Origin of the sequence: Thiofilum flexile DSM 14609, from assembly GCF_000380185.1 — a bacterium.
Classification (GTDB): domain Bacteria; phylum Pseudomonadota; class Gammaproteobacteria; order Thiotrichales; family Thiotrichaceae; genus Thiofilum; species Thiofilum flexile.
The window spans coordinates 1-21,016 of sequence record NZ_KB904763.1; the positions used below are offsets into that span (position 1 = coordinate 1).

19 protein-coding genes are annotated in these 21,016 nt (G+C 42.5%); 11 read left to right on the plus strand and 8 right to left on the minus strand.

Annotation, left to right across the window (positions count from 1 at the left end):
* Positions 1-142 precede the first annotated feature (142 nt).
* Entirely contained in the window at positions 143-340 is a 198-nt protein-coding gene (locus A3IK_RS0108620; protein ID WP_040848935.1) for a hypothetical protein, read from the plus strand.
* Positions 341-617: 277 nt separating this feature from the next.
* Here A3IK_RS0108620 and A3IK_RS0108630 read toward each other — a convergent pair whose 3' ends face one another.
* Together A3IK_RS0108630 and A3IK_RS0108635 are read right to left on the minus strand one after the other, a co-directional pair.
* A complete protein-coding gene (locus A3IK_RS0108630; RefSeq protein WP_020559584.1) occupies positions 618-2,168 on the minus strand; it encodes an ATP-binding protein in 1,551 nt (516 codons plus the stop codon).
* Between the two features lie 67 nt (positions 2,169-2,235).
* Complete coding sequence (locus A3IK_RS0108635; RefSeq protein WP_020559585.1) at positions 2,236-2,670, minus strand: DUF2267 domain-containing protein; 435 nt, start codon at positions 2,668-2,670, stop codon at positions 2,236-2,238.
* 705 nt (positions 2,671-3,375) lie between these two features.
* Between A3IK_RS0108635 and A3IK_RS0108640 the strand changes: the two genes are divergently transcribed.
* The 4 genes from A3IK_RS0108640 to A3IK_RS0108655 all read left to right on the plus strand — a co-directional run bounded on the left by A3IK_RS0108640 (position 3,376) and on the right by A3IK_RS0108655 (position 7,471).
* A complete protein-coding gene (locus A3IK_RS0108640; protein ID WP_162596628.1) occupies positions 3,376-4,029 on the plus strand; it encodes a hypothetical protein in 654 nt (217 codons plus the stop codon).
* A gap of 137 nt (positions 4,030-4,166) precedes the next feature.
* The gene (locus A3IK_RS0108645) at positions 4,167-4,727 is read left to right on the plus strand and encodes a DUF2889 domain-containing protein (protein ID WP_020559587.1); all 561 of its coding nucleotides are present in this window, start codon (positions 4,167-4,169) and stop codon (positions 4,725-4,727) included.
* A 221-nt stretch (positions 4,728-4,948) separates the two neighbouring features.
* A complete protein-coding gene (locus A3IK_RS0108650) occupies positions 4,949-6,559 on the plus strand; it encodes an alpha-amylase family glycosyl hydrolase (protein ID WP_020559588.1) in 1,611 nt (536 codons plus the stop codon).
* Between the two features lie 54 nt (positions 6,560-6,613).
* Positions 6,614-7,471, plus strand: a complete 858-nt coding sequence (locus tag A3IK_RS0108655; RefSeq protein WP_026220881.1) for an Rpn family recombination-promoting nuclease/putative transposase — start codon at positions 6,614-6,616, stop codon at positions 7,469-7,471.
* Positions 7,472-7,502: 31 nt separating this feature from the next.
* Here the strand turns inward: A3IK_RS0108655 and A3IK_RS0108660 are convergent, their stop codons facing one another.
* The 5 genes from A3IK_RS0108660 to A3IK_RS0108680 all read right to left on the minus strand — a co-directional run bounded on the left by A3IK_RS0108660 (position 7,503) and on the right by A3IK_RS0108680 (position 13,579).
* Positions 7,503-9,185 (minus strand): glycoside hydrolase family 13 protein, encoded by a 1,683-nt coding sequence (locus tag A3IK_RS0108660; RefSeq protein WP_020559590.1) that lies wholly within the window; start codon positions 9,183-9,185, stop codon positions 7,503-7,505.
* Between the two features lie 153 nt (positions 9,186-9,338).
* The gene (locus tag A3IK_RS0108665) at positions 9,339-10,343 is read right to left on the minus strand and encodes an ABC transporter ATP-binding protein (RefSeq protein WP_020559591.1); all 1,005 of its coding nucleotides are present in this window, start codon (positions 10,341-10,343) and stop codon (positions 9,339-9,341) included.
* A gap of 15 nt (positions 10,344-10,358) precedes the next feature.
* Positions 10,359-11,198, minus strand: a complete 840-nt coding sequence (locus A3IK_RS0108670; RefSeq protein WP_020559592.1) for a carbohydrate ABC transporter permease — start codon at positions 11,196-11,198, stop codon at positions 10,359-10,361.
* A complete protein-coding gene (locus A3IK_RS0108675; protein ID WP_020559593.1) occupies positions 11,195-12,136 on the minus strand; it encodes a carbohydrate ABC transporter permease in 942 nt (313 codons plus the stop codon). The genes A3IK_RS0108670 and A3IK_RS0108675 overlap by 4 nt, the downstream gene beginning before the upstream one ends.
* A 168-nt stretch (positions 12,137-12,304) precedes the next feature.
* Positions 12,305-13,579, minus strand: a complete 1,275-nt coding sequence (locus A3IK_RS0108680) for an ABC transporter substrate-binding protein (protein WP_020559594.1) — start codon at positions 13,577-13,579, stop codon at positions 12,305-12,307.
* Positions 13,580-14,218: 639 nt separating this feature from the next.
* Here A3IK_RS0108680 and rpsA point away from each other — a divergent pair.
* From rpsA to pyrF, 4 genes are all read left to right on the plus strand, one after another.
* Positions 14,219-15,886, plus strand: a complete 1,668-nt coding sequence (gene rpsA, locus A3IK_RS0108685; protein ID WP_020559595.1) for a 30S ribosomal protein S1 — start codon at positions 14,219-14,221, stop codon at positions 15,884-15,886.
* Between the two features lie 158 nt (positions 15,887-16,044).
* On the plus strand, positions 16,045-16,350 hold the full coding sequence (locus A3IK_RS0108690; RefSeq protein ID WP_020559596.1) for an integration host factor subunit beta: 306 nt from the start codon (positions 16,045-16,047) through the stop codon (positions 16,348-16,350).
* 55 nt (positions 16,351-16,405) lie between these two features.
* Positions 16,406-17,557, plus strand: coding sequence for a hypothetical protein (locus A3IK_RS0108695; RefSeq protein WP_020559597.1), 1,152 nt, complete (start codon positions 16,406-16,408; stop codon positions 17,555-17,557).
* Positions 17,558-17,566: 9 nt separating this feature from the next.
* A complete protein-coding gene (gene pyrF / locus A3IK_RS0108700) occupies positions 17,567-18,253 on the plus strand; it encodes an orotidine-5'-phosphate decarboxylase (protein ID WP_020559598.1) in 687 nt (228 codons plus the stop codon).
* On the opposite strand, the gene hflD is transcribed toward pyrF, so the two are convergent.
* Positions 18,250-18,891, minus strand: a complete 642-nt coding sequence (gene hflD, locus A3IK_RS0108705) for a high frequency lysogenization protein HflD (RefSeq protein ID WP_020559599.1) — start codon at positions 18,889-18,891, stop codon at positions 18,250-18,252. The two genes, pyrF and hflD, sit on opposite strands and share 4 nt — an antisense overlap.
* Before the next feature lie 229 nt (positions 18,892-19,120).
* Here hflD and A3IK_RS0108710 point away from each other — a divergent pair, with 229 nt between their 5' ends.
* Both A3IK_RS0108710 and A3IK_RS0108715 read left to right on the plus strand, forming a co-directional pair.
* Positions 19,121-20,167, plus strand: coding sequence for an NADP(H)-dependent aldo-keto reductase (locus A3IK_RS0108710; protein ID WP_020559600.1), 1,047 nt, complete (start codon positions 19,121-19,123; stop codon positions 20,165-20,167).
* Between the two features lie 80 nt (positions 20,168-20,247).
* Positions 20,248-20,979, plus strand: a complete 732-nt coding sequence (locus A3IK_RS0108715; RefSeq protein WP_020559601.1) for a BPSS1780 family membrane protein — start codon at positions 20,248-20,250, stop codon at positions 20,977-20,979.
* Positions 20,980-21,016 lie beyond the last annotated feature (37 nt).

The window sequence follows — 21,016 nt, forward strand, 5'->3', positions numbered from 1 at the left end:
TAATAGGATCTCGGGCAGCGGATAGATCACTTTGGCGAGTTGGCGCGGATCGCGTAGGCTTGCCAGATGTTCCATCAGACGGCTTACGGCATTGGCAGGAGGTGGGCATTGGGTAGGGGGGATAGGAGGAGTGTTTGGCATCTTGACGGCTCTCGGAGTAAAAGCCTTACTTATCCTCTATTTATATAGCAGGGTTCAAGCGATTGCCCTGCCATGGGAGCCTGGAGAGTATCAACTATTCCAACAGCGGATTATAGTATTGTTTGAAGATAGTTTTTCAGGTAGCCAAGGACTCATAGAAGCGATGCAGGAAAAACTGAAACAGTTTGATGCGCATTGAATGTAGAGTCCTCCTTTCTAGAAGATGGAGACAGAGGCTGGAAAATTATTCAAATCAAGAGCCCTAGTGGGAGCATAGAGAAGGAGCAGATGGAGAAAATAGCACAATATATGGAGGATAGCCCAGAAGCTGCTTATGCGGATGTGATTCAAACAAGTACTATTAATTGATAGTATACTGCAACCGCTCATAACCAATGATTTAAAAACCGGCTTTGCCAAAATGGGGACAGGGGCTAGTGGATGGGAATATATAGCAGAGCAATTGACATCTTAAATCAGGCTGTTTCCACCGCAAACGCCACTAAATTACGACTATCCTTACTAAACTCCACCCCAATCAAATAAATAGGTTGACCAAGACTACGGTATTTATCCGCATAACTCCTATCCTGTAACTGTTGCAAAGCATGGCCTTCTGGCACTATTTCGACTACCTTAAATTCAAAAATATACACCTGACTATTAAATTTCAGAGTCATATCAATACGTCCCAAATTCGTCATATCCTCGACTATGACATCCAGTCCTAAGGCCGCAAAATAGGAATAAAACACACTGGCATAAAAGCCTTCAAACTGCTGAATAGTATTATTGGTATACCACGCATAAGGAATACTAGCGAAGAAGCTATGAAATAATTGTTTTAAGCCCTGAAAATCATTTACTAATAGCAGCTCATATAAACGTAGGGTTTGGCGTGTCTGAGCGGAGCGATCATGCGTCAAGGTTGAGAGCAGACTTTCATTTAGGCTCTGATAGACCTCACGGTTGGGATAGCCGAGTTGATAGAAAGTTTGGCTACCAGCTTTACGGGTATTTTTAATCGTGAGATAGCCGGTTTGAAACAATAGCGCTTCAGTGGCAATATCCTCCACATCAAAGCTAGACAGCATAGTACTACTGCTGAGTAGATTATCTAGTTGTAAGGTAGGTATCTGACGCTGAAATAATAGATTGACTAAAAAAGTCGGTGTGCCGGTTTCAAACCAGTAATTACTAAATTCACGGCGCTTAAATAACTGTAAAATATCAAAAGGATTATAAACTCCTTCACCCAGCCAGTTATAGCCATTGTACCATTCTCGAATTTCTTGCCGATCCAACCCTTCTAATTCAGGTGCAAATATCTGATCAATGTCTAGATCCGTATAGCCGCAAAGGGTGGAATAATTGGGGTCAAGGGTAATGTCATACAAATTATTTAAACCAGAAAATAAACTAACCTTAGAAAACTTACTTACTCCGGTTAAAAAGCTAAATTTAATGTGAGCATCATAATCCTTAATGGTAGCGTAAAATCCGCGCAGAAAATCTCGATTGAGCCTAGCCACCTCAGGGTAATACAGAGCATCTAGAATCGGCTTATCGTATTCATCTATTAGAACAACTATAGGAGATTGTGTTTTTGCGCTGATGGTTTCAAGTAGATCGGCAAAGCGCCCACCTGCATCGTTAAAGGTGCGCTCCACCCCAAAGTCACGCTCTAATTGGGTGAGTTGCTGATGCAGCGATTCTTCTAAACTTTGTGATTGGCTATAATTCTTACGCCCAAAACTAAAATGCAGGACGGGATAATGTACCGACCAGTCCCAATGTTCATGCACGGCTAAGCCCCGAAACAGCTGTTCATTTCCCTCGAATAGTTCTTTTAAAGTATCTAATAGTAGGCTTTTACCAAAACGGCGTGGGCGAGAGAGGAAGTAATGCTTGCCGTTTTGCACTAATGACAGCGCTAAGTTGCTTTTATCGACGTAATAGTAGTTATTCTGGCGAATTTCGCTGAAAGTCTGAATGCCGATGGGTAGTTTTTTTTGCTTTGGGCTCATTAGGGTCATGTTTATCTGGAGAGTAATGGTGAGAGAGTTAGGCTATACTGGTGTACCATAATGTAAGTCACGCGGAGTCCCTATCTACTGCCCAATAGGTCTGTGCAGCACTTGGAAGGGAGGCAAGCACTTCTTCAAGTGGTTCATCACCGATGACCTTGCGTAGAGCGATTGCAACAGCTTGGATGGCGTTTGGCGGGGAAAAATTGTGGTCTATGCGAAGTGATTGTACCTCGTCGGTCAATTCACGTAATGAGGCAAAAGGTACCGGATGATCTGCCAAAAGCCATCCTTCGAGAAACATTGCCCGTATCAACGGCGGGAGTACTGATGCGAATTGTAGGATTTGACTCGGAGAGAGACGTCTGCGGAAAGTATGAAACACACCTTCAACCATAGTCCAAGCCATATTGGTTGTGGCCAGTCCAGCAGCATCGCGGGCAGCAACCATGAAATGCTCAAAGTCGTAACTCGCCTTTTGGTATTCAAGGGGCCAAGTCATAGGTAGTCATATTCCTTTGATTGAGATAGTTTACATTATACAGCATCCCACCCGAACAGACTAAGTAACCACTTACAGGGTAATCTTTTGAATATTTATCTATTTGAATTTTAAGAAATTATGGCTCTTTGGGATTTTCCGTGGTAATGCTTAATTTTTAATCATATTAAAAGCAAAACTTAGCAGACTTAATATCTCAACTTATTGATTTAGTTAAGAAAAATTATCAAACAGAATAATGAGAAAGGTTCTCACCACGGAAGATCCTGACGAGCCGAAATTATTTCATTAATTAAAAATAATACAAATCAAGCTATATCAAATAGGGTCATGATTTAAAGGAGTTGAGTCATACACATGCATTTCTTATAGTGAGCGGCTTCCCCGTCAGCTAAGCAAGGTAAGTTCATGGCTACGATAGAGGTATCTGGGGGGGTATTAACAGAATGTTTTTCAACTCTTCTAAATCATGTTTAGAGTAATGTAACTGATTAAAGCTGCATTACTCTTAAAACCGCTATTAGAGTATTAATTCGCTGCTAAAATAGTAGAAGGTTTGTTACTATTTTGATGCGGTTAAAAAGTGAGCTTGGCCACAAAAACCCTTAACCTTTTATCTCGTTACTCCTACCCATAGTATAGTTTTAGTCCCTTTTCTGGATGATTATGAACTAAAGATAAATAAACTGATTATCTAAGGAGTTCATGATGGTGTCATCTTTTAATACCACTTCAGGGTATGGAGTGAATAATAGAGCTAGGGCTTATTCTAATACAGCTAAGCTAGATACTGTGCCTAATAAACCCTACACCAATACTAGTCCTGCTATAGATAGCAATAAAAACGCTTTACTCTATCAGCTCATTCAGCAGTTGATTAGTTTATTGCAGGGTTATACTAAGGGAGATACTGCGCTCACGACACCAAAGAAAGCGCCTCCTACGAATGTTGAAACACTACCGCCACCTGAGAAACAAAAAACCCAGCTCGAAGTATTAACGCCTGAGCAAATCGCATTAAATACCAACCCTGTTCCTGATGTACCTATTACTCCAGAGGAGTTTCAGCTATCACGACAGCAAATTTTAATTAAATTCGAGGATAGCGTTGAGGGGAATCAGGGGCTTACAGAGGCTATGCAGGAGCGACTAAAACAGTTTGATGCAGCACTAAATGTTGAGTCCTCCTTTGTAAGAGATGCTCAGAGAGGTTGGAAAGTTATTCAAATCAAAGGCAAGGATGGGGCTGGGGTATTAGATATGGAGCAAATGGATAAAATAGCTCAATATATGGAGGATAGTCCATGGGTTACCTATGCAGATGTTAACGGAACGGCTTATCCGTCTACTGCGGGATAGGAGCGGTTAAACCCAGTATTAGAGCTAATTGTTGCAGTGCAATAAACCTATTCTTTTAGTATACTACTCACCAGCTAGCGAGGCTGCCTACGGTACATAGTGCAGCCTTTATTATTTGTTGGGTGTAGGATACTGACATGCCTTTAACTAAATCGGCTCCGCGTCATGCGGTTCATACTCGTGTAGTGACTTGTAATGGCTATCAACGTGACGATGGCTTATGGGATATTGAAGGGTCTATGACCGATACCAAACCCTTTCCTATCCCTAATCGAGATCGTGGCGGCTATATCAATGCTGGAGAGGCGCTGCACGGTATGTCAATTCGCCTTACCATTGACATCAATATGAAAGTACATGGGGCTGAGGCGGTTATTGATGATTCACCTTTTGCCGGTTGTCCCCACATTACCGAACGCTTTCAACAACTGGTGGGTTTATCGATTGTGAATGGTTGGACTAAACAGGTGAAAGAGATTTTCGCCGGTATTAATGGCTGCACCCACCTGACCGATTTATTAGCCCCGATTGCCACGACCGCCTTTCAAGTGATTATCTCGCATAAAATGGGCGATGAAAAAAAGTTTTACGAACAAGCCACAGAGCCTCCTCCCCATTTGAATACCTGCCATATGCTCTCAGCCTCCGGAGAAGTCGTCGCTGAGCGTTGGCCTCAGTTTTATGTACCAGTAAAATAGGTTCAAACGACCACCTAGCAACCGTGTGTGGGTGTTTCTGGAGCAGTCTTGGCGGCAGGGATGCCGCCTTGTAGCGTACAAGGACGTATTCACAGCGACTGCGGAAGAAATACCCGCTCACGGTTGCGCTGAGGTTGGCTGAAAAACTTATTAAAAGGCCTTGAGCGTTGCAGTGAACTCCTTATAATCAAGCGTTTTACTAGGATTTAGGGAGTAGAATCATGCAAAGCTGGTGGCGTGGTGGGGTAACGTATCAAATTTACCCACGGTCTTATCAAGACAGTAATAATGATGGTATCGGTGATCTCAAGGGTATTACCGAGCGTTTATCCTATATCGCGGATTTAGGGGTCGATTCGATTTGGTTATCGCCTATTTTCCCCTCGCCTATGTTAGATATGGGCTACGATGTCTCTAATTATACCGATATTAACCCTGAGTTTGGCACCTTAGCTGATTTTGATGCTTTAATCGCTCGTGCTCATGAGCTGGGTCTAAAGGTCATTATTGATCAGGTCATTTCCCATACCAGCGATCAACATCCTTTCTTTATTGAAAGTCGCCAAAACCGTACTAACCCCAAAGCAGATTGGTATGTGTGGGCTGATCCTAAGCATGATGGTTCGCCACCGAACAATTGGTTAGCCATATTTGGTGGGGGCGCGTGGCAATGGGATGCGCGTCGTCATCAATATTATTTGCATAACTTTTTAGTCGAGCAACCCGACCTTAATTTCCATAACCCTGAGGTGCAAGATTGGTTATTGTCCACCATGCGCTTTTGGTTAGAGCGTGGTGTAGATGGGTTTCGCTTAGATACGGTAAATTTCTATTTCCACGATGCGCTACTGCGGAATGATCCTGCTGACTATCGCAAAAAAGATAAGCCGGAGTGGAACCCGTATGCCATGCAATATCATATTTTCTCGAAAAACCAGCCGGAGAATTTAGCTTTCATTGAGCGGTTGCGAGCGCTGCTGGATGAGTTTGATGATCGAGCGGTAGTCGGGGAGATGGGTGAATCGCATCATGCGATTAAAATGATGGGCGAATATACCACGGGCAAGCGCTTGCATATGTGCTATTCGTTTGAAATGCTGAGTGATCCTTTTGGTGCTGCGCATTTCCGTAAACAAGTGGAAGAGTTCTTCACGGATGCCCCCAAAGGTTGGCCGTGCTGGGCGTTTTCTAATCATGACGTAGTGCGCCATGTGAGTCGTTGGGCTGAGCATGGGGTGAGTCGTGAGGCCTTAGCTAAACAAATGGCAGCACTTTTATTGTCCCTAGAGGGTTCAGTCTGCCTCTATCAAGGTGAAGAGTTAGGGCAAACCGAAACCGATTTAGAGTATAACGAACTCATTGATCCACAAGGCTTGCGCTTCTGGCCTGAGAATAAAGGGCGCGATGGCTGTCGTACCCCTATGACTTGGGATGCGAGTGTACCGAATGCAGGTTTCACCCAAGGCAAGCCGTGGCTACCGATTAAGGCCGCACAAATTGCTAATAATGCCGCCGCTCAGCTCGATAAAGCCGATTCTGTTTTGAGTTTTTATAAGCAAATGCTGCGTGTGCGCCGTCAGTTTGAATCACTCCGCACCGGAGATACGAAGTTTTTTGCCACCTCCGAGCCTATTTTAGCGTTTAGCCGTGAGAATAAGGTTGTGTGTATTTTTAATCTCTCACCGGAGCCACATCAGGTCGCGGTGCAAGGTGTCGGTGAGGTGATTGTGGCAGAAGGTGCAAACCTCGTGTCAGGGCAATTACAGCTTGCAGGCAATGGCTTTGCCTTATTTCATGATCAAGGTGTGGTGATTAATGGAAAAAGTGAGTAATCTGATTATGCTATACTCCTAAAGTCTTCTCCTACTTGCCCTTGGTAATATGCTATGCCTATCGAATCGGTCTACAAAGAAGTCTATATGGATCCGTTTACCGACTACGGGTTTAAGCGGCTGTTTGGTGAGGAGGATAGTAAGGAGTATCTCATTGATTTCCTCAATAGTGTGTTTGTGGGGTTTATTCCCCATATTCACGAGCTGAATTACCATAAAAATGAGCATTTAGGGAATAAACACATTGACCGTAATGCCGTCTTTGATTTGTATTGCAAAAGCAAAGACGGCTCACGCTTTATTATTGAGTTACAAAAGACTAAGCAGGATTATTTTAAGCAACGTAGTCTCTTTTACAGCACCTTTGCCATTACTGAGCAGGCAAAAAAAGGCAGATGGGATTTTAATCTTAGTCCGGTATACTGTATTGGCTTATTGAATTTTAGTCTGGATGATAACCATAAAAAATACCTAACCAAAGCCAAGATCCTCGATATTGACACCCATCAAACCGTGATTGAGGAATTAAACTTTGCGTTTATTGAAGCCCCTAAGTTCAATAAAACCCTCCATGCTAATAGCTCGAAGCAAGATAAATGGCTTTATGTCCTGACGCATTTAGCTCAATTAAGTGATATGCCAGAAGAGTTGAGCGAAAAGTTATTTGAAGATTTCTTTCAAAAGGCGAGTGTCCTGAAACTCTCTACGCGTGAACGTGCTCGTTATAATGCCAGCATTACTTATTATCGAGATATGCACAATATTGAACAGCAACGCTTGCGAGAGGGAGAAGAGATTGGAGTGGCTAAAGGTAAAACGGAAGTTGCTCGTGCGATGAAACTAAAAGGTTTAGATCCGGCCATGATTGCCGAGTTAACTGGGTTGAATATTGCTGATATTGCTGCGCTATAACCTCTTAGGATAGTTACAGCGCAAACTGAAGTTAGGCAACGGTATAAATCGTAGCTTGCCAAGGTTGTAGGGTAATTTGTGTACTACCTGATGCGGGAGCCTCTAGCTGGGCACCATTATCGAGTAAGACAGTTTCAATACGAATCCCATTCGGTAAAGTGTAATCAATCGCTTGATGACCGAAATTGATCAGTATTAAACAGGTTTTACCCTCTAAAGTGCGAGTAAACGCATATACCTGTGGGTGCTCAGGGTCTAAGTCTTGGTAAGTGCCGTAAATTAATACCGGATTAGCCTTACGTAATGTAATCAAACGCTGATGATGTTGATAGACCGAGTTAGTATCATGGGTTTGAGCCTCTGCATTAACCTCTGGATAGTTGGGATTAACTGCTAGCCACGGTTGCGCAGTAGTAAAACCTGCTTGTGCTTGCGTATTCCATTGCATCGGGGTGCGAGCATTATCGCGGCTGGTTTGTGCTAGATGAGCTAAATAGTCAGGGGCTGAAACTTTACCGCTTAGGACAAAATCCTGCCATTGTCCTTTGACTTCGACATCATCATAGTCAGTGATGTTTTGGAACGGATAATTAGTCATACCCAACTCATCACCCTGATACAAAAAGGGTGTACCGCGTTGACTAAACATCATAGTCGCTAATGCTTTAGCCGAAATCGAGCGCCATTCGGGGCTATCATCCCCAAAGTGAGAAACAGCTCTAGGATTATCGTGATTAGTGAGAAAGGTAGTATTCCAACCATGACTACTTGCTGCGGCATCGATACGCCCATACACGGCCTTCACATCGGGTAAAGTCCACGCTAATTTACGCCAGCCATCTCGATCTAAACGCACTAAATCAAAATGAAAAATCATATTGAGTTCGTGGCGACGTGCATCGGTAAATAAGGGGGCTTGCTCAAAGGTAATCCCAAACGCTTCACCGACGGTCATCGTGTCATAGTGCGCTAAGACTTCCCGATTCATCTCTTGCAAATAGTCATGCACATAGGGGCCATTCGCATAGACAAACTCAGGATGAGGCAGATGCTCAGGTGCTAGGTCGGGCAAGCCTTGTTGTTTGGAAATGAAAGGAATCACATCCATACGAAAACCAGATACGCCCTTATCCAGCCAAAAGCGCATCAGGTCATAGACATCGGCGCGTACTTGTGGGTTATCCCAATTTAAGTCAGGTTGTTTTTTGGCGAAGTAATGTAGATAGTATTGACCCGTCGCTGCATCTTTTTCCCAAGCAGATCCACCAAAAAAAGAAGGGTAGTTATTGGGTAAGGTGTCAGGTTTGCTTTCACGCCAAATATAATAATCACGATAAGGATTATCGGTTGATTGGCGGCTTTCTAGAAACCACTGATGCTCATCACTCGTATGGTTCACCACTAAATCAATGATCAAGCGCATCCCGCGTTGTTTCATTTGAGTGAGTAGCTGATCAAAATCCGCCATAGTACCGAATTCAGCCATGACCTTACGGTAATCACGAATATCATAGCCATTATCCGCATTCGGTGAGTCAAAGTGGGGACTCAGCCAAATCACATCAATACCTAGGTTTTTGAGGTAGTCTAGTTTTTGAATAATACCCACTAAATCGCCAATGCCATCATTATTGCTATCCATAAAACTACGGGGGTAAATTTGGTAGACGACAGCCTCTTTCCACCAGGCTTTCAATTCAGAGCTAGAAACCATATTGCATTATCTCTAGAGGGTAGGAGTTATAGTTGAGCGTGAGATACTCTTAAGGGAGTGAGTATCTAAAGAGTGATGATGCCATAAAAAATAATCCCCGATAACTAATGAGTTTAATTACCGGGGACATACACAGAGAAGTGTTAGACGCGCTTAGCGAATCGGTTTGCCATTAGCGTCAAAACGATGCACTTTACCCTCCATAGGACTTAAACCTAGGCTGGTTCCAACCGGTACTTCCTCATTACCAATACGGCGTGCAATGAGTGGTTCGGTCGAACCAACATCCACAAACAGATAGTTATCTGAACCCAAGTTTTCGGCATGCACCACTTTGCCTTGCCATACTGGGTTAGTATTATTAACCTCAATATGTTCAGAGCGAATACCTAAAGTCGTGCATTGGTATTGTTCCGCAAATTGTCCTGTTAAGAAATTCATTTTAGGAGAGCCAATAAAGCCCGCCACGAAAATCGAATTAGGACGTTCATATAACTCTAACGGAGAACCTACTTGCTCAACTATACCATCGCGTAGCACACAAATCCGATCTGCAAGCGTCATCGCCTCAACCTGATCATGGGTTACATAGATCATGGTGACATCATTCATGTCATGGTGCAGATTAGCGATTTCTAGACGCGTAGCCACCCGTAGAGCGGCATCTAAGTTAGATAAAGGCTCGTCAAATAAGAAGACGCGTGGATCACGTACTAAAGCACGCCCAATCGCCACCCGTTGACGTTGACCACCGGATAATTGCTTAGGCAAACGATCAAGTAAATGGTCAATTTGCAGCATTTTAGCGGCTTTCTCGACCCGTGCTTTCACCTCGGCTTCTTCGGATTTAGCCAGCTTCAAACCAAAGGCCATGTTTTCATAGACACTCATATGCGGATAAAGCGCATAGGATTGGAAAACCATTGCAATGCCACGTCTTGATGGAGCAAAACTATTAACCCGCTCGCCGTCGAAAATTAAATCGCCAGAGGTAATGGTTTCTAGACCTGCAATCAAACGGAGTAGAGTAGACTTACCGCAACCGGAAGGGCCTACAAACACCATAAATTCACCGGACTTAATCTCTAAGTCGACCCCTTTGATAACGTCAATTTTACCAAAAGATTTACGGACATTTTTAAGCTGAATATGTGCCATGTGAGCACTCCTATATTAACCTTTTACGCCACCAGCAGTGAGGCCAGCTACGATTTTACGTTGGAAAATGAGTACTAAAATAATAAGCGGAATGGTCACTATGACAGAGGCTGCCATAATAATACCCCAAGGTGTCTCATAGGCCGACGCACCTGACAGTAAACCAATCGCGACCGGTACGGTACGTTCGCTATTAGAAACCGTGAAGGTGAGGGCAAATAGAAACTCATTCCAAGCACCAATAAAAGCGAGTAGCCCAGTGGTGACTAAAGCAGGCCACATGAGGGGCATAAACACTTTACTGATGATTTGCCAAGGGGTGGCACCATCTACAATAGCGGCTTCTTCAATTTCAATCGGTAAATCACGCATAAAGGTGGTTAATACCCATACCGTGAAAGGCAAAGTGAAAATGGTATAAGACAGAATCAATGCCCAAGGCGTGTTATACAAACCAATATAGCGAATTAATTCAAATAACCCGGCTAATACCGCGATTTGCGGGAACATAGATACGGCTAATATAGTCATCAGTAATAAGGCGCGGCCTCTAAAACGTACCCGTGCCAAGGCGAAAGAGGCAGTAACTGCCAATAATAGCGAAAGGGCTACAGTGACAGCAGAGATGAAAATAGAGTTGAGGATATTCCGTGGAAACTCACCACTCTGTAATACATCCCAGTAGTTTTGAAAATTAAAGCTGGTAATCCAATAGTCTACCTCAAATAGCGCAGTTCCAGTTTTCAGACTGGTAATAATGGCATAGTAAAAAGGGAATACTGATACCACAATAATAATTGCAACTAAAAGGTAAAGTCCTACCGTTTTGAGAATAGACATAGCAAATGCGTTCATTGTTTATCCCCACTTAAGTTTAATTTCCCTAACCAAATATACAAAATCACAAAGAGGGCGATCATTAAGAATAATAAGGTTGACTGTGCAGAACCATAGGCAAACTTATCAAACTCAATTAAGTTCTCACGGCTAATCACCGACATGGTTTTAGTACTAGAGGAGTTAGGTGTTAAGACATAAACAAGGTCGAAGATCCGTAAGGCATCAAGGGTACGGAAAATAATAGCAACCATCAGGGCTGGACGAATGAGAGGGAGGGTGACTTTGAAAAAGACCTTAATAGGATTAATCCCATCGATTTTAGCCGCTTCATACATATCGCGAGGCACCATTTGTAGGCCCGCTAAGCATAATAGCGCCATAAAGGGAGTGGTTTTCCAAATATCCACAATTAACACCGCAAACATCGAGGTGTCTGGGTTAGCCGTCCACGCAATTTTCTGAGAGATAATGCCTAAATTGAGTAGAATATCGTTAATAATACCGAATTGATCATTCAGCATCCAAGCCCATAATTTGGCAGAAACGATAGTAGGAATCGCCCAAGGAATTAAGATAGCCGCCCGTACAATACCACGTCCGTAGAAGTTAGCATTTAATACTAAGGCCACCATTAAACCAAAGACGGTTTCAAAAAATACGGAAACCACTGCAAAACGTATGGTATTCCATACTGCATTCCACCAAGCAGGATCTACTAATGTACCTTTAAAAATGGTACGTCCTGATGGCAAGGTTTTCCAACTGAAGTAGTTTTCAAATCCTACCCACTGCCCACCATATAAATTGCTGAGTGATGTATCTGTAAAACTAAAATAGATAGAGCGTAATAAAGGATAAGCAGCAACCAACATCAAAGCAGCTATCATGGGTAGTAAAAACCACATAGCAGCTCGGATGCGTTGCGCTTCGAGTTCGGAGTACGCCGATTTCATGGATTTACCTCCAAGTCTGACCCGACTATACGGTAATAAGTAATCTGCAATGACACAGCAAGGGGTGCTAACTGCAATGTATTGAGTACTTGTGTTAATAAAGGGGAGAGAGTACAGCACCTCCCTCCCACTTGAGATTAAGTAGAACTACTTAATCAAGGCAGCTAGTTACCAAGCATTACCTTTTAGGTCAGTTAATTCGGCCTCTAGCACTTCGAGGTTCTCTTTAGCGCTGCCTTTGCCAGAAAGGGTGTCATGTACAGCAGACCAGAATTTTGAAGAAACTTCGTTGTATTTGCTCTTAGTAGGAGCAGATGGACGTGGTACGGCTTGCAAGAACACATCTTTCCAACGTGGGATCAAAGGTTGTTGAGCTTTGATATCTTCATCATCATATAAAGCCATAACGGTTGGTAATTGAGAAGATAATAGAGCACGCTGTTTTTGTGATGGAGCTGAGGCTAGGAACTTCACTAAAGAAATAGCAGCTTCAGGATTTTTACTATATTTAGATACCGCCACATTCCAGCCACCTAAAGTTGCGGCAGAGCTTGTGCCTTCGCCGGCTGATGGGAGAGGAGCTACATCAAATTTACCTTTGATCGGGCTTTCATCAGCACTACCTAGAGAGTAAGCATAAGGCCAGTTACGCATAAATACTGCATTACCGGTTTGCCATACACCACGTGCTTCTTCCTCTTTATAGGACAATACGCCTTCTGGAGAAATACTGTTAACCCACGTTTTGGCCTGCTCTAAAGCAGCAGCGGCTTTATCATTATTGATAGAGATGGTGCCATCGGCTTCAATAACTTGACCACCGCCATGAGATTTTACCCATTCTAAGGCATTACAGGTCAAACCTTCATACGCGTTACCTTGCCATACATAACCCCACAGGTCTTTACTACCTGCAGCACGTTCAGCGTCTTGAATTTTCTTAGCTGTTTCGGTGAGTTCAGCCCATGTTTTAGGAACAGAAGCACCGTGTTTTTCTAATAAATCTTTACGATAATAAAGTGCAGGCGCATCGGTAAAAATCGGCAGTGCGATTAGTTTGCCGTTGACCGTTTGAGATTCAATAATAGAAGGGAAATGCTCTTTAACAATATCTTTGGCAGCATCAGTGAGGTCTAGTAATTGATCAGATAATTGCGGTGCCCAAATAACGTCCGTTTGATAAACGTCTACATCCGCATTACCGGCTGCTAACCATAAGCGATACTGAGCGAACTGATCGGTAGCTGAGGAGGGCATAGGAACAACGTTAAGGGTATTACCCGTTTCTTTTTCCCAAGGTTTTATCAGTTCTTTGAGGACTTCAACATCTTTACCAACGGATCCTAGTACAATATTGATTTCAACAGCTTGGGCAACACTCGCAGCTAATAAAGTAGTTACCAAAGTACCGAGCGCGAGGGTTTGTTTAAACATGAGTCTCATACAGATCTCCTCCAAAATATGGTTAGCGGTTTATTAAAGGTTTGAGGTGCAAAGTACATTGGTATGATATAAGCCCCAAAACGCTTTGATCGAGAGCATAACGATGATAATTAGATTCTGTCAAGACAAAGGTTTAATTAAAGACAGGAGCTTTGTCTCTCCAACAGAATCCACTATTACAAGGGTAGAAATGCTTATACCTTTGTACACTAAATAGAGCTAAAAGTTTAGCGGAATAAAGACTTTTATAAATTATAAAAAAGCAATTTCTAGTAAATATCTTGAATGAGCGGGTTGTGAGGGATAATAGGCCAAGTCTAGGTTTAATTAGATATTTTGATGCGTCGGTTGGGGGATTAAGACACATTATCCTGCTAAGCTTGACAGAAAACCGTAAACTCACACTTTTAGTCGGTATAATTGCTTGAGGGCGCTCTGTAGTAGTGTTAAAATGCCCTCCCTTGTTAACTAAGTGGCTTAAATTAATGCGAAATTCGCCTAAGTCGCCACAAGGTTCCGGTATAACCGGTTCACTGATAGGAAGCCCAGGCAGGGATTTGTCAGGGCTTTTGTTTTTTTGACCGTCATGACAGGATGTTAATGACGATTATTGATACATATTCACAGGTAATTTAATTCATGACTGAAAGTTTTGCTGAACTGTTTGAAGAGAGCCTTTCCTATACGCAAATGCAACCCGGCTCTCTAGTCAACGCTACGGTAATTGATGTACGCCCCGACTTCATTATTGTCAGTGCAGGTCTAAAATCAGAGGGTGTCATTCCAGCGGAACAGTTCAAAAACGAACGCGGCGAAATCACAGTGCAAATTGGTGATTTGGTTGAAGTGGCACTGGACACCGTAGAAGATGGTTTTGGTGAGACACGCCTATCGCGTGAAAAAGCCCGTCGTATGCGTGCGTGGGAAGTTCTTGAAGAAGCCTTTAGTAATGATGAAATTGTTACAGGCTTGATCACAGGTAAAGTGAAAGGCGGCTTTACGGTTGAACTCAGCGATATTCGTGCATTCTTACCCGGTTCGTTAGTAGATGTGCGTCCAGTACGCGATACGGCTTACCTCGAAGGTAAAGAATTAGAATTCAAACTCATTAAGCTAGACCAAAAACGCAATAACGTAGTGGTTTCGCGCCGTGCAGTAGTGGAAGAAGAGTACAGTGTTGAGCGTGATGCACTGTTAGAAAACCTCCAAGAAGGCCAATCAGTCCGTGGTGTGGTTAAGAATTTAACAGACTACGGTGCGTTCCTAGATCTAGGTGGCATTGATGGTTTACTGCATATCACCGATATGGCATGGAAACGTGTTAAACACCCCTCTGAAGTGGTGAATATTGGTGATGAAATTGAAGTTAAAGTACTGAAATTCGACCGTGATAAAAACCGTGTATCCTTAGGTCTAAAACAATTAGGCGAAGATCCATGGCAAGATTTAGTACGTCGTTACCCAGCAGGCACACGCTTGTTTGGTAAAGTCAGTAATTTAACCGATTATGGCTGTTTCGTTGAAATCGAAGATGGTGTGGAAGGCTTAGTCCACGTCTCTGAAATGGATTGGACTAATAAAAACGTTAATCCAGCTAAAGTCGTGACTTTAGGGGATGAAGTTGAAGTCATGATCCTTGATATCGATGCGGATCGTCGTCGTATTTCCTTAGGTATGAAACAATGTCAACCTAACCCATGGGATGAGTTTGCAACCTCTCATGATAAGGGTGATCGTGTTTCTGGTAAGATCAAATCGATTACTGATTTCGGTATCTTCATTGGCCTCGATGGTGGTATTGATGGTTTAGTCCACTTATCAGATATCGCGTGGAACGTGACCGGCGAAGAAGCCGTGCGTAACTACAAGAAAGGCGATGAAGTAGAAGCGGTTGTACTAGCGGTAGATCCAGAGCGTGAGCGTATCTCCTTAGGCATTAAGCAAATGGAACAAGATCCGTTCTCTAACTTCGTAGCAGCTCATGCAAAAGGTTCTGTGGTTCACGGTAAAATCGTTGAAGTGAATGCAAAATTCGCTAAAGTTGATTTAGGTGATGGTATCGAAGGTATTTTACGTGCCTCTGAACTGTCTAAAGATCGTGTAGAAGATGCACGTAGCCTACTCAATGAAGGCGATGATATCGAAGCTAAATTCATGGGTGTGGATCGTAAAACTCGCTCCATCAATCTCTCTGTGAAAGCGCGTGAGCATGATGAAGAAGCGCGTGTAATGAAGGAATATAGCAGTAAAACTAATTCTGCTTCGACTTCATTAGGCGATATTTTCAAGGAACAAATGGGCGATTAATTTTAGTTTAATTTTATTAAATTAAATGGAGTCCAGTAATATTGCATTAGGCTAAGGATAGCCAGCGATTTAATAGGTAGGTCATTGACCTACCTGTTAGTCATTCTAGACAGGAATAGTTTTATTAAAAAAGTCTGATAAATTCAGGAGTGGAAAGGATGACCAAATCTGAAATAATTGATACGCTTTCCCGCAAACAAAGTCACCTTATTAGCCGTGATGTTGAGTTGGCGGTCAAATTATTGTTAGAAAGTATGAGTGAAACCCTGTCGACCGGGGGTCGCATTGAGGTAAGGGGCTTCGGTAGTTTTTCGTTACACCACCGCACAGCGCGGAGTGGGCGTAATCCTAAAACCGGCGAACAAGTAGGGCTACCCTCAAAGTATGTGCCGCATTTCAAATCGGGTAAAGAATTGCGGGAACGTGTAAATGAATCGAGAAAGCATTATGCGATTCAGGAATAAATCCTGTATTGCTAGCTTTAACGGAAGGGGAGGCTAGAGCCTCCTTTTTTATTATATGCAAGAAATTTTATTTCTCCTTCTACCTTTAGCTTTTTTATCGGGTTGGCAAAGTGCGCGTAAACGTTATAAAAAGCCACCCACTCCACCGGATGAAATTCCACAAAATTTCGTGCGGGGTGTTAATTATTTACTGAATGAACAGCCAGATAAAGCGCTGGATATTTTTCTTAATTATCCCGATATTGATGAAAATACCGCAGATACCTTTTTAGCATTAGGCAATTTATTTAGAAGTCGGGGTGAAGTGAATCGTGCTTTACGGGTTCATCAATATTTAGTTTCGCGTGCCGATTTAGGCCAAGCCCAACGTTTAGCCGCGATGGGTGCTTTAGGTGAAGATTTTTTTGCCGCCGGTTTATTAGATCGTGCTGAAAGTGTTTTTAGTGAGATCTTACGTACCCAACCGCGTTATGAGCCTGCCTGTATTGCTTTGCGCCTGATTTACGAAAAGCTACAAGAATGGGAAAAAGCGCGTGAAATGGTCAGTTGTGCGACCACCGCACCAGAGCAACAAGCGCAATGGATAGCTCACTATTTATGCGAACAAGCCCAAGTCTTATTAACCGAGCGCCAATTATTTAAAGCCGAAGAAAAACTCAATCAAGCGGCTGAATTTAATGAGCACTCAGCGCGAGTTAAAGTACTGTGGGGTGATTTAGCAGTTGAGCGCCATCAAAAAGATCAGGCATTAAGTCATTATCAAATAGCAGTACAACAAGAGCCACGTTTATTAGAAATGCTCAGTGAGCGTTTATTAGCGATTTATAGTACACCGGCTGAGCGTGAGGGCTTATATCAATTTGCCCTTAATACCTATCAAACCACGCAAGATCCGCAATTATTAGCCCCCTTAATTAAAATTGCCCAACAAGCAAAACAAGGGGATGCCATTATTGACTTAGTATTACAGGCCTTAGAAAAAACTAAACCTACCACCCGCGCTATGGCACGAGCTAGTCAATTACTTGCGCAAAAAGAACAGCAATTAGAGTCTAGTACTTTATATACCACAGCACTAGCAGGCGCTATTCAACGTCTATCTGCTTTAGCACCAGAGTTTAAATGTGAAAGTTGCGGTTATAAAATGCATGACTTTTTATGGCGTTGCCCCGCTTGCCATCAATGGGATACGGTTAAAAATGATTAGGAGTTAAACATGAGCCGTCTAATTGTAGCCTTAGATTTTCCTAATGCGGTTGCTGCATTACGTTTTATTGAGCCGTTAAACCCTAGTCAATGTAAATTGAAAGTAGGGTTTGAGCTATTTGTGGCGGCAGGGCCTGATTTTGTGCGTCAATTAGTACAAAAAGGGTTTGATGTTTTTCTCGATTTAAAGTTTCACGATATTCCTAATACCGTAGCCGGTGCATGTCGTTCTGCTGCTGAATTAGGCGTGTGGATGATTAATGTACACGCTAGTGGTGGAGCGGCGATGCTGCAAGCTGCGCGTGCTGCTATTCAAGATCTACCTCATCCGCCTTTATTGATTGCGGTGACGGTATTAACCTCTATGGATGATCAACAATTACAAGGAGTTGGCGTCAATCATTCGGCAGAACAACAGGTCAGCCGTTTAGCGCAATTAACAGCGGAGTGTGGCTTGGCTGGCGTTGTTTGCTCAGCACAAGAAGCCATTATGCTGAAACGCGAACGAGGCCATAACTTTTTATTGGTCACACCTGGTATTCGTCCCGTAGGTAGTGCTATAGGGGATCAAAGTCGTGTGATGACCCCCCAACAAGCGGCTAAAGCAGGGATTGACTATATTGTTGTCGGGCGTCCTATTACCCAAGCCACCAATCCTTTAGCCGTCATTGAGGCGATTAATGCCGATTTGAATTAAGTCGAGCCGCGTAATAATTGACTCGCTTCTAATTGCATGGCTCCACGTCCAAAAAATAACTTCCAGCGATTACCCCCCGATTGTTGCCATAATAAGGCGGCGCGAATGCCTGCCATGAGTAAGACACGAATTTTGGCAGCATTTTCGGGGCTAGATAAATACGCTTGCTCTCCTTTGATAATAATACGCGGGCCTAATTTACTAATAGTCTGAGTATAAAGCTCGGCTAAACGTGTCGTAATGATAGGGTGTAATACATCTAGTTCAAGTAGTAATTGTTGTACATCAGTAATACCCGACAAAACTCGCTTCAAAATAGTTTCGTCTTGCTGTAGTTTACGTTCTAAATATAAAATATTTAATGAATAGCGGGTCGCATCTAAATCCTTAAATTCACCGGTAGCGGCATTAGTCGCACCGCCGAGTTGGTGATTTAAGGCTCTTAAGCCCACGCGCATTTCACTAACACCCCCATATAAACTCTCAATCGTAGGGGCATCATCCACCAATAAACTCATGAGGGCACTTTTATAGAGGTCTTCATCCACATTCCCCTTACGGGCAATTTGCATAACACCATCAATATTTTGAAACAATGCGGCTAAAGCCAAGGTACGATTGCGGGTCGTTGCTTCCACGGGTTGTCCTATTTCATCAATTTTTCCAAGGTTGAAACCTCTCCTTTCAGGGAGATATATTGATTTGGAGGGGCGTAACTCCTTTCAAATTCGCCCGTAAGGGCGTGGATTGAAACATCAACAAGGCTTATATTAAGAGGCAGAGTGTAGCATGCTACGCAGCTAGTATTCACCTAATCCTCTGGATTAGACCTGATTAGACTTATTAGCTTAGGAGCGATAAATCAGTATGGAACTACGTACTTTAGGAAAAACCGATATAAAAGTCAGTGTAATAGGCTTAGGTACTATGACTTTTGGTGAGCAAAACACCCAACAAGATGCACAAAATCAACTAGATTATGCCCTCACTCAAGGGGTTAATTTTATTGATGCCGCAGAAATGTATCCTGTACCTCCGCGAGCGGAAACACAAGGCTCCACAGAAAGTTATATTGGCTCATGGTTGAAAAAAACGGGCAAGCGTGATCAGGTTATTTTAGCTAGCAAAATAGCAGGGCCTGGACGCGGTGATTTACTTAAGCATATTCGTGGTGGCTCTAAACTCAATGCAGAACAGCTTAATCAAGCTATTGAGAGTAGCCTGAAACGTTTAAATACCGATTACTTAGATTTATATCAAATCCATTGGCCTAGTCGTAGTAGTAATTATTTTGGACAATTAGGCTATCGTTATACCGAGGATAATCACCTTGAAACTATTGAAGAAACCTTGCGGGCTTTAACGGATTTAGTCCATTCAGGCAAAGTACGCACCATAGGGGTATCAAATGAAACGCCTTGGGGGGTGATGACCTATTTAGCGTTAGCACGAGAATTAGGTTTAGAGCGTATTGTATCGGTGCAAAATCCTTATAGCTTATTGAATCGCAGCTATGAAATTGGATTAGCTGAAATTGCCCATCGGGAGCAAATAGGGTTATTAGCCTATTCACCCCTAGGATTTGGGGTATTAAGTGGTAAATATTTAGAAGGTAAAGCCGCAGAAGGTGCGAGATTGCAAAAATGGGGACATTATTTCACTCGTTATACTGCTGCAAAAGCACAACAAGCTACTAAACGCTATGTAGAATTAGCGCGACAACATGGCCTAGACCCCGCACAAATGGCCTTAGCCTATGTTAATTCACGCCCCTTTCTCACCTCCACCCTTATTGGAGCGACAACATTAGAGCAATTGAAAACTAATATTGCGAGTGCTGATATTGTTTTAAGTAATGAAGTATTAGCAGGGATTGAAGCGATTCACAATGAGATTCCTAATCCCTGCCCTTAAAAGGTGATTAGAAAATAAAAAAATATTTTGAGTTCAATGCTCTAAATAACATTATATAGTTATATGACAGGAGTGAGAATATGGTGACATCTGATTTGTCCCTACCAAAAGCTAATTTTTTAAATAACCCTAAAAAAGTAGTTACAGGTATCAGTGCTAAGTGGATTGGCGAAAGCTGGCCTATTGTAAAGCCAGATATAAAAACATGGATATTAATTACCTTAGCACTATTTGCGTGGATTTTTGCTTTGGGGCTTATTCCCTATATAGGGGCGGCGATACTCAGCCTGTTTGCGCCTATTATGTTTGGAGGCTTATTATTAGGTATTCATCGTTCAGCTACAGAGAATATCCCTTTAAAGTTGCAAACTCTTTGGATGGGGTTTGATGATAAATGGCTAGGGCTTATCACCTTAGGTGCAGTGAGTTTGTTTTTATCGGTCATATCAGATTGGGCTTTTGATTATATAGAAAAAGATTACTTAGGCTTGAATTTGACAGGCGAGGTGAAGGTTCAAGATACAATAGCTTATTTAATATTTACTATGATTTATGTATTGGTAAATACCCTGATCACCTTAGCCTTTTATTTTGCTATTCCATTGGTGATGTTCAATGATATTAGTGCAGTAGACGCTCTTAAAGCAAGCCTTAAAGGTGGTTTGGTTAATATACTGCCTTTATTTGTCTATAGTTTATTGATTTCCCTGTTAATTATTTTAGGTATTTTATCTTTGCTGTTAGGGCTATTTATTAGTATTCCGTTGTTACAAGTCTCCACTTATTTAGCTTATAAAGATATTTATGTTTAAGCTAAGTAGTGAGATAAGGTATAAAGAATTAAGGTAT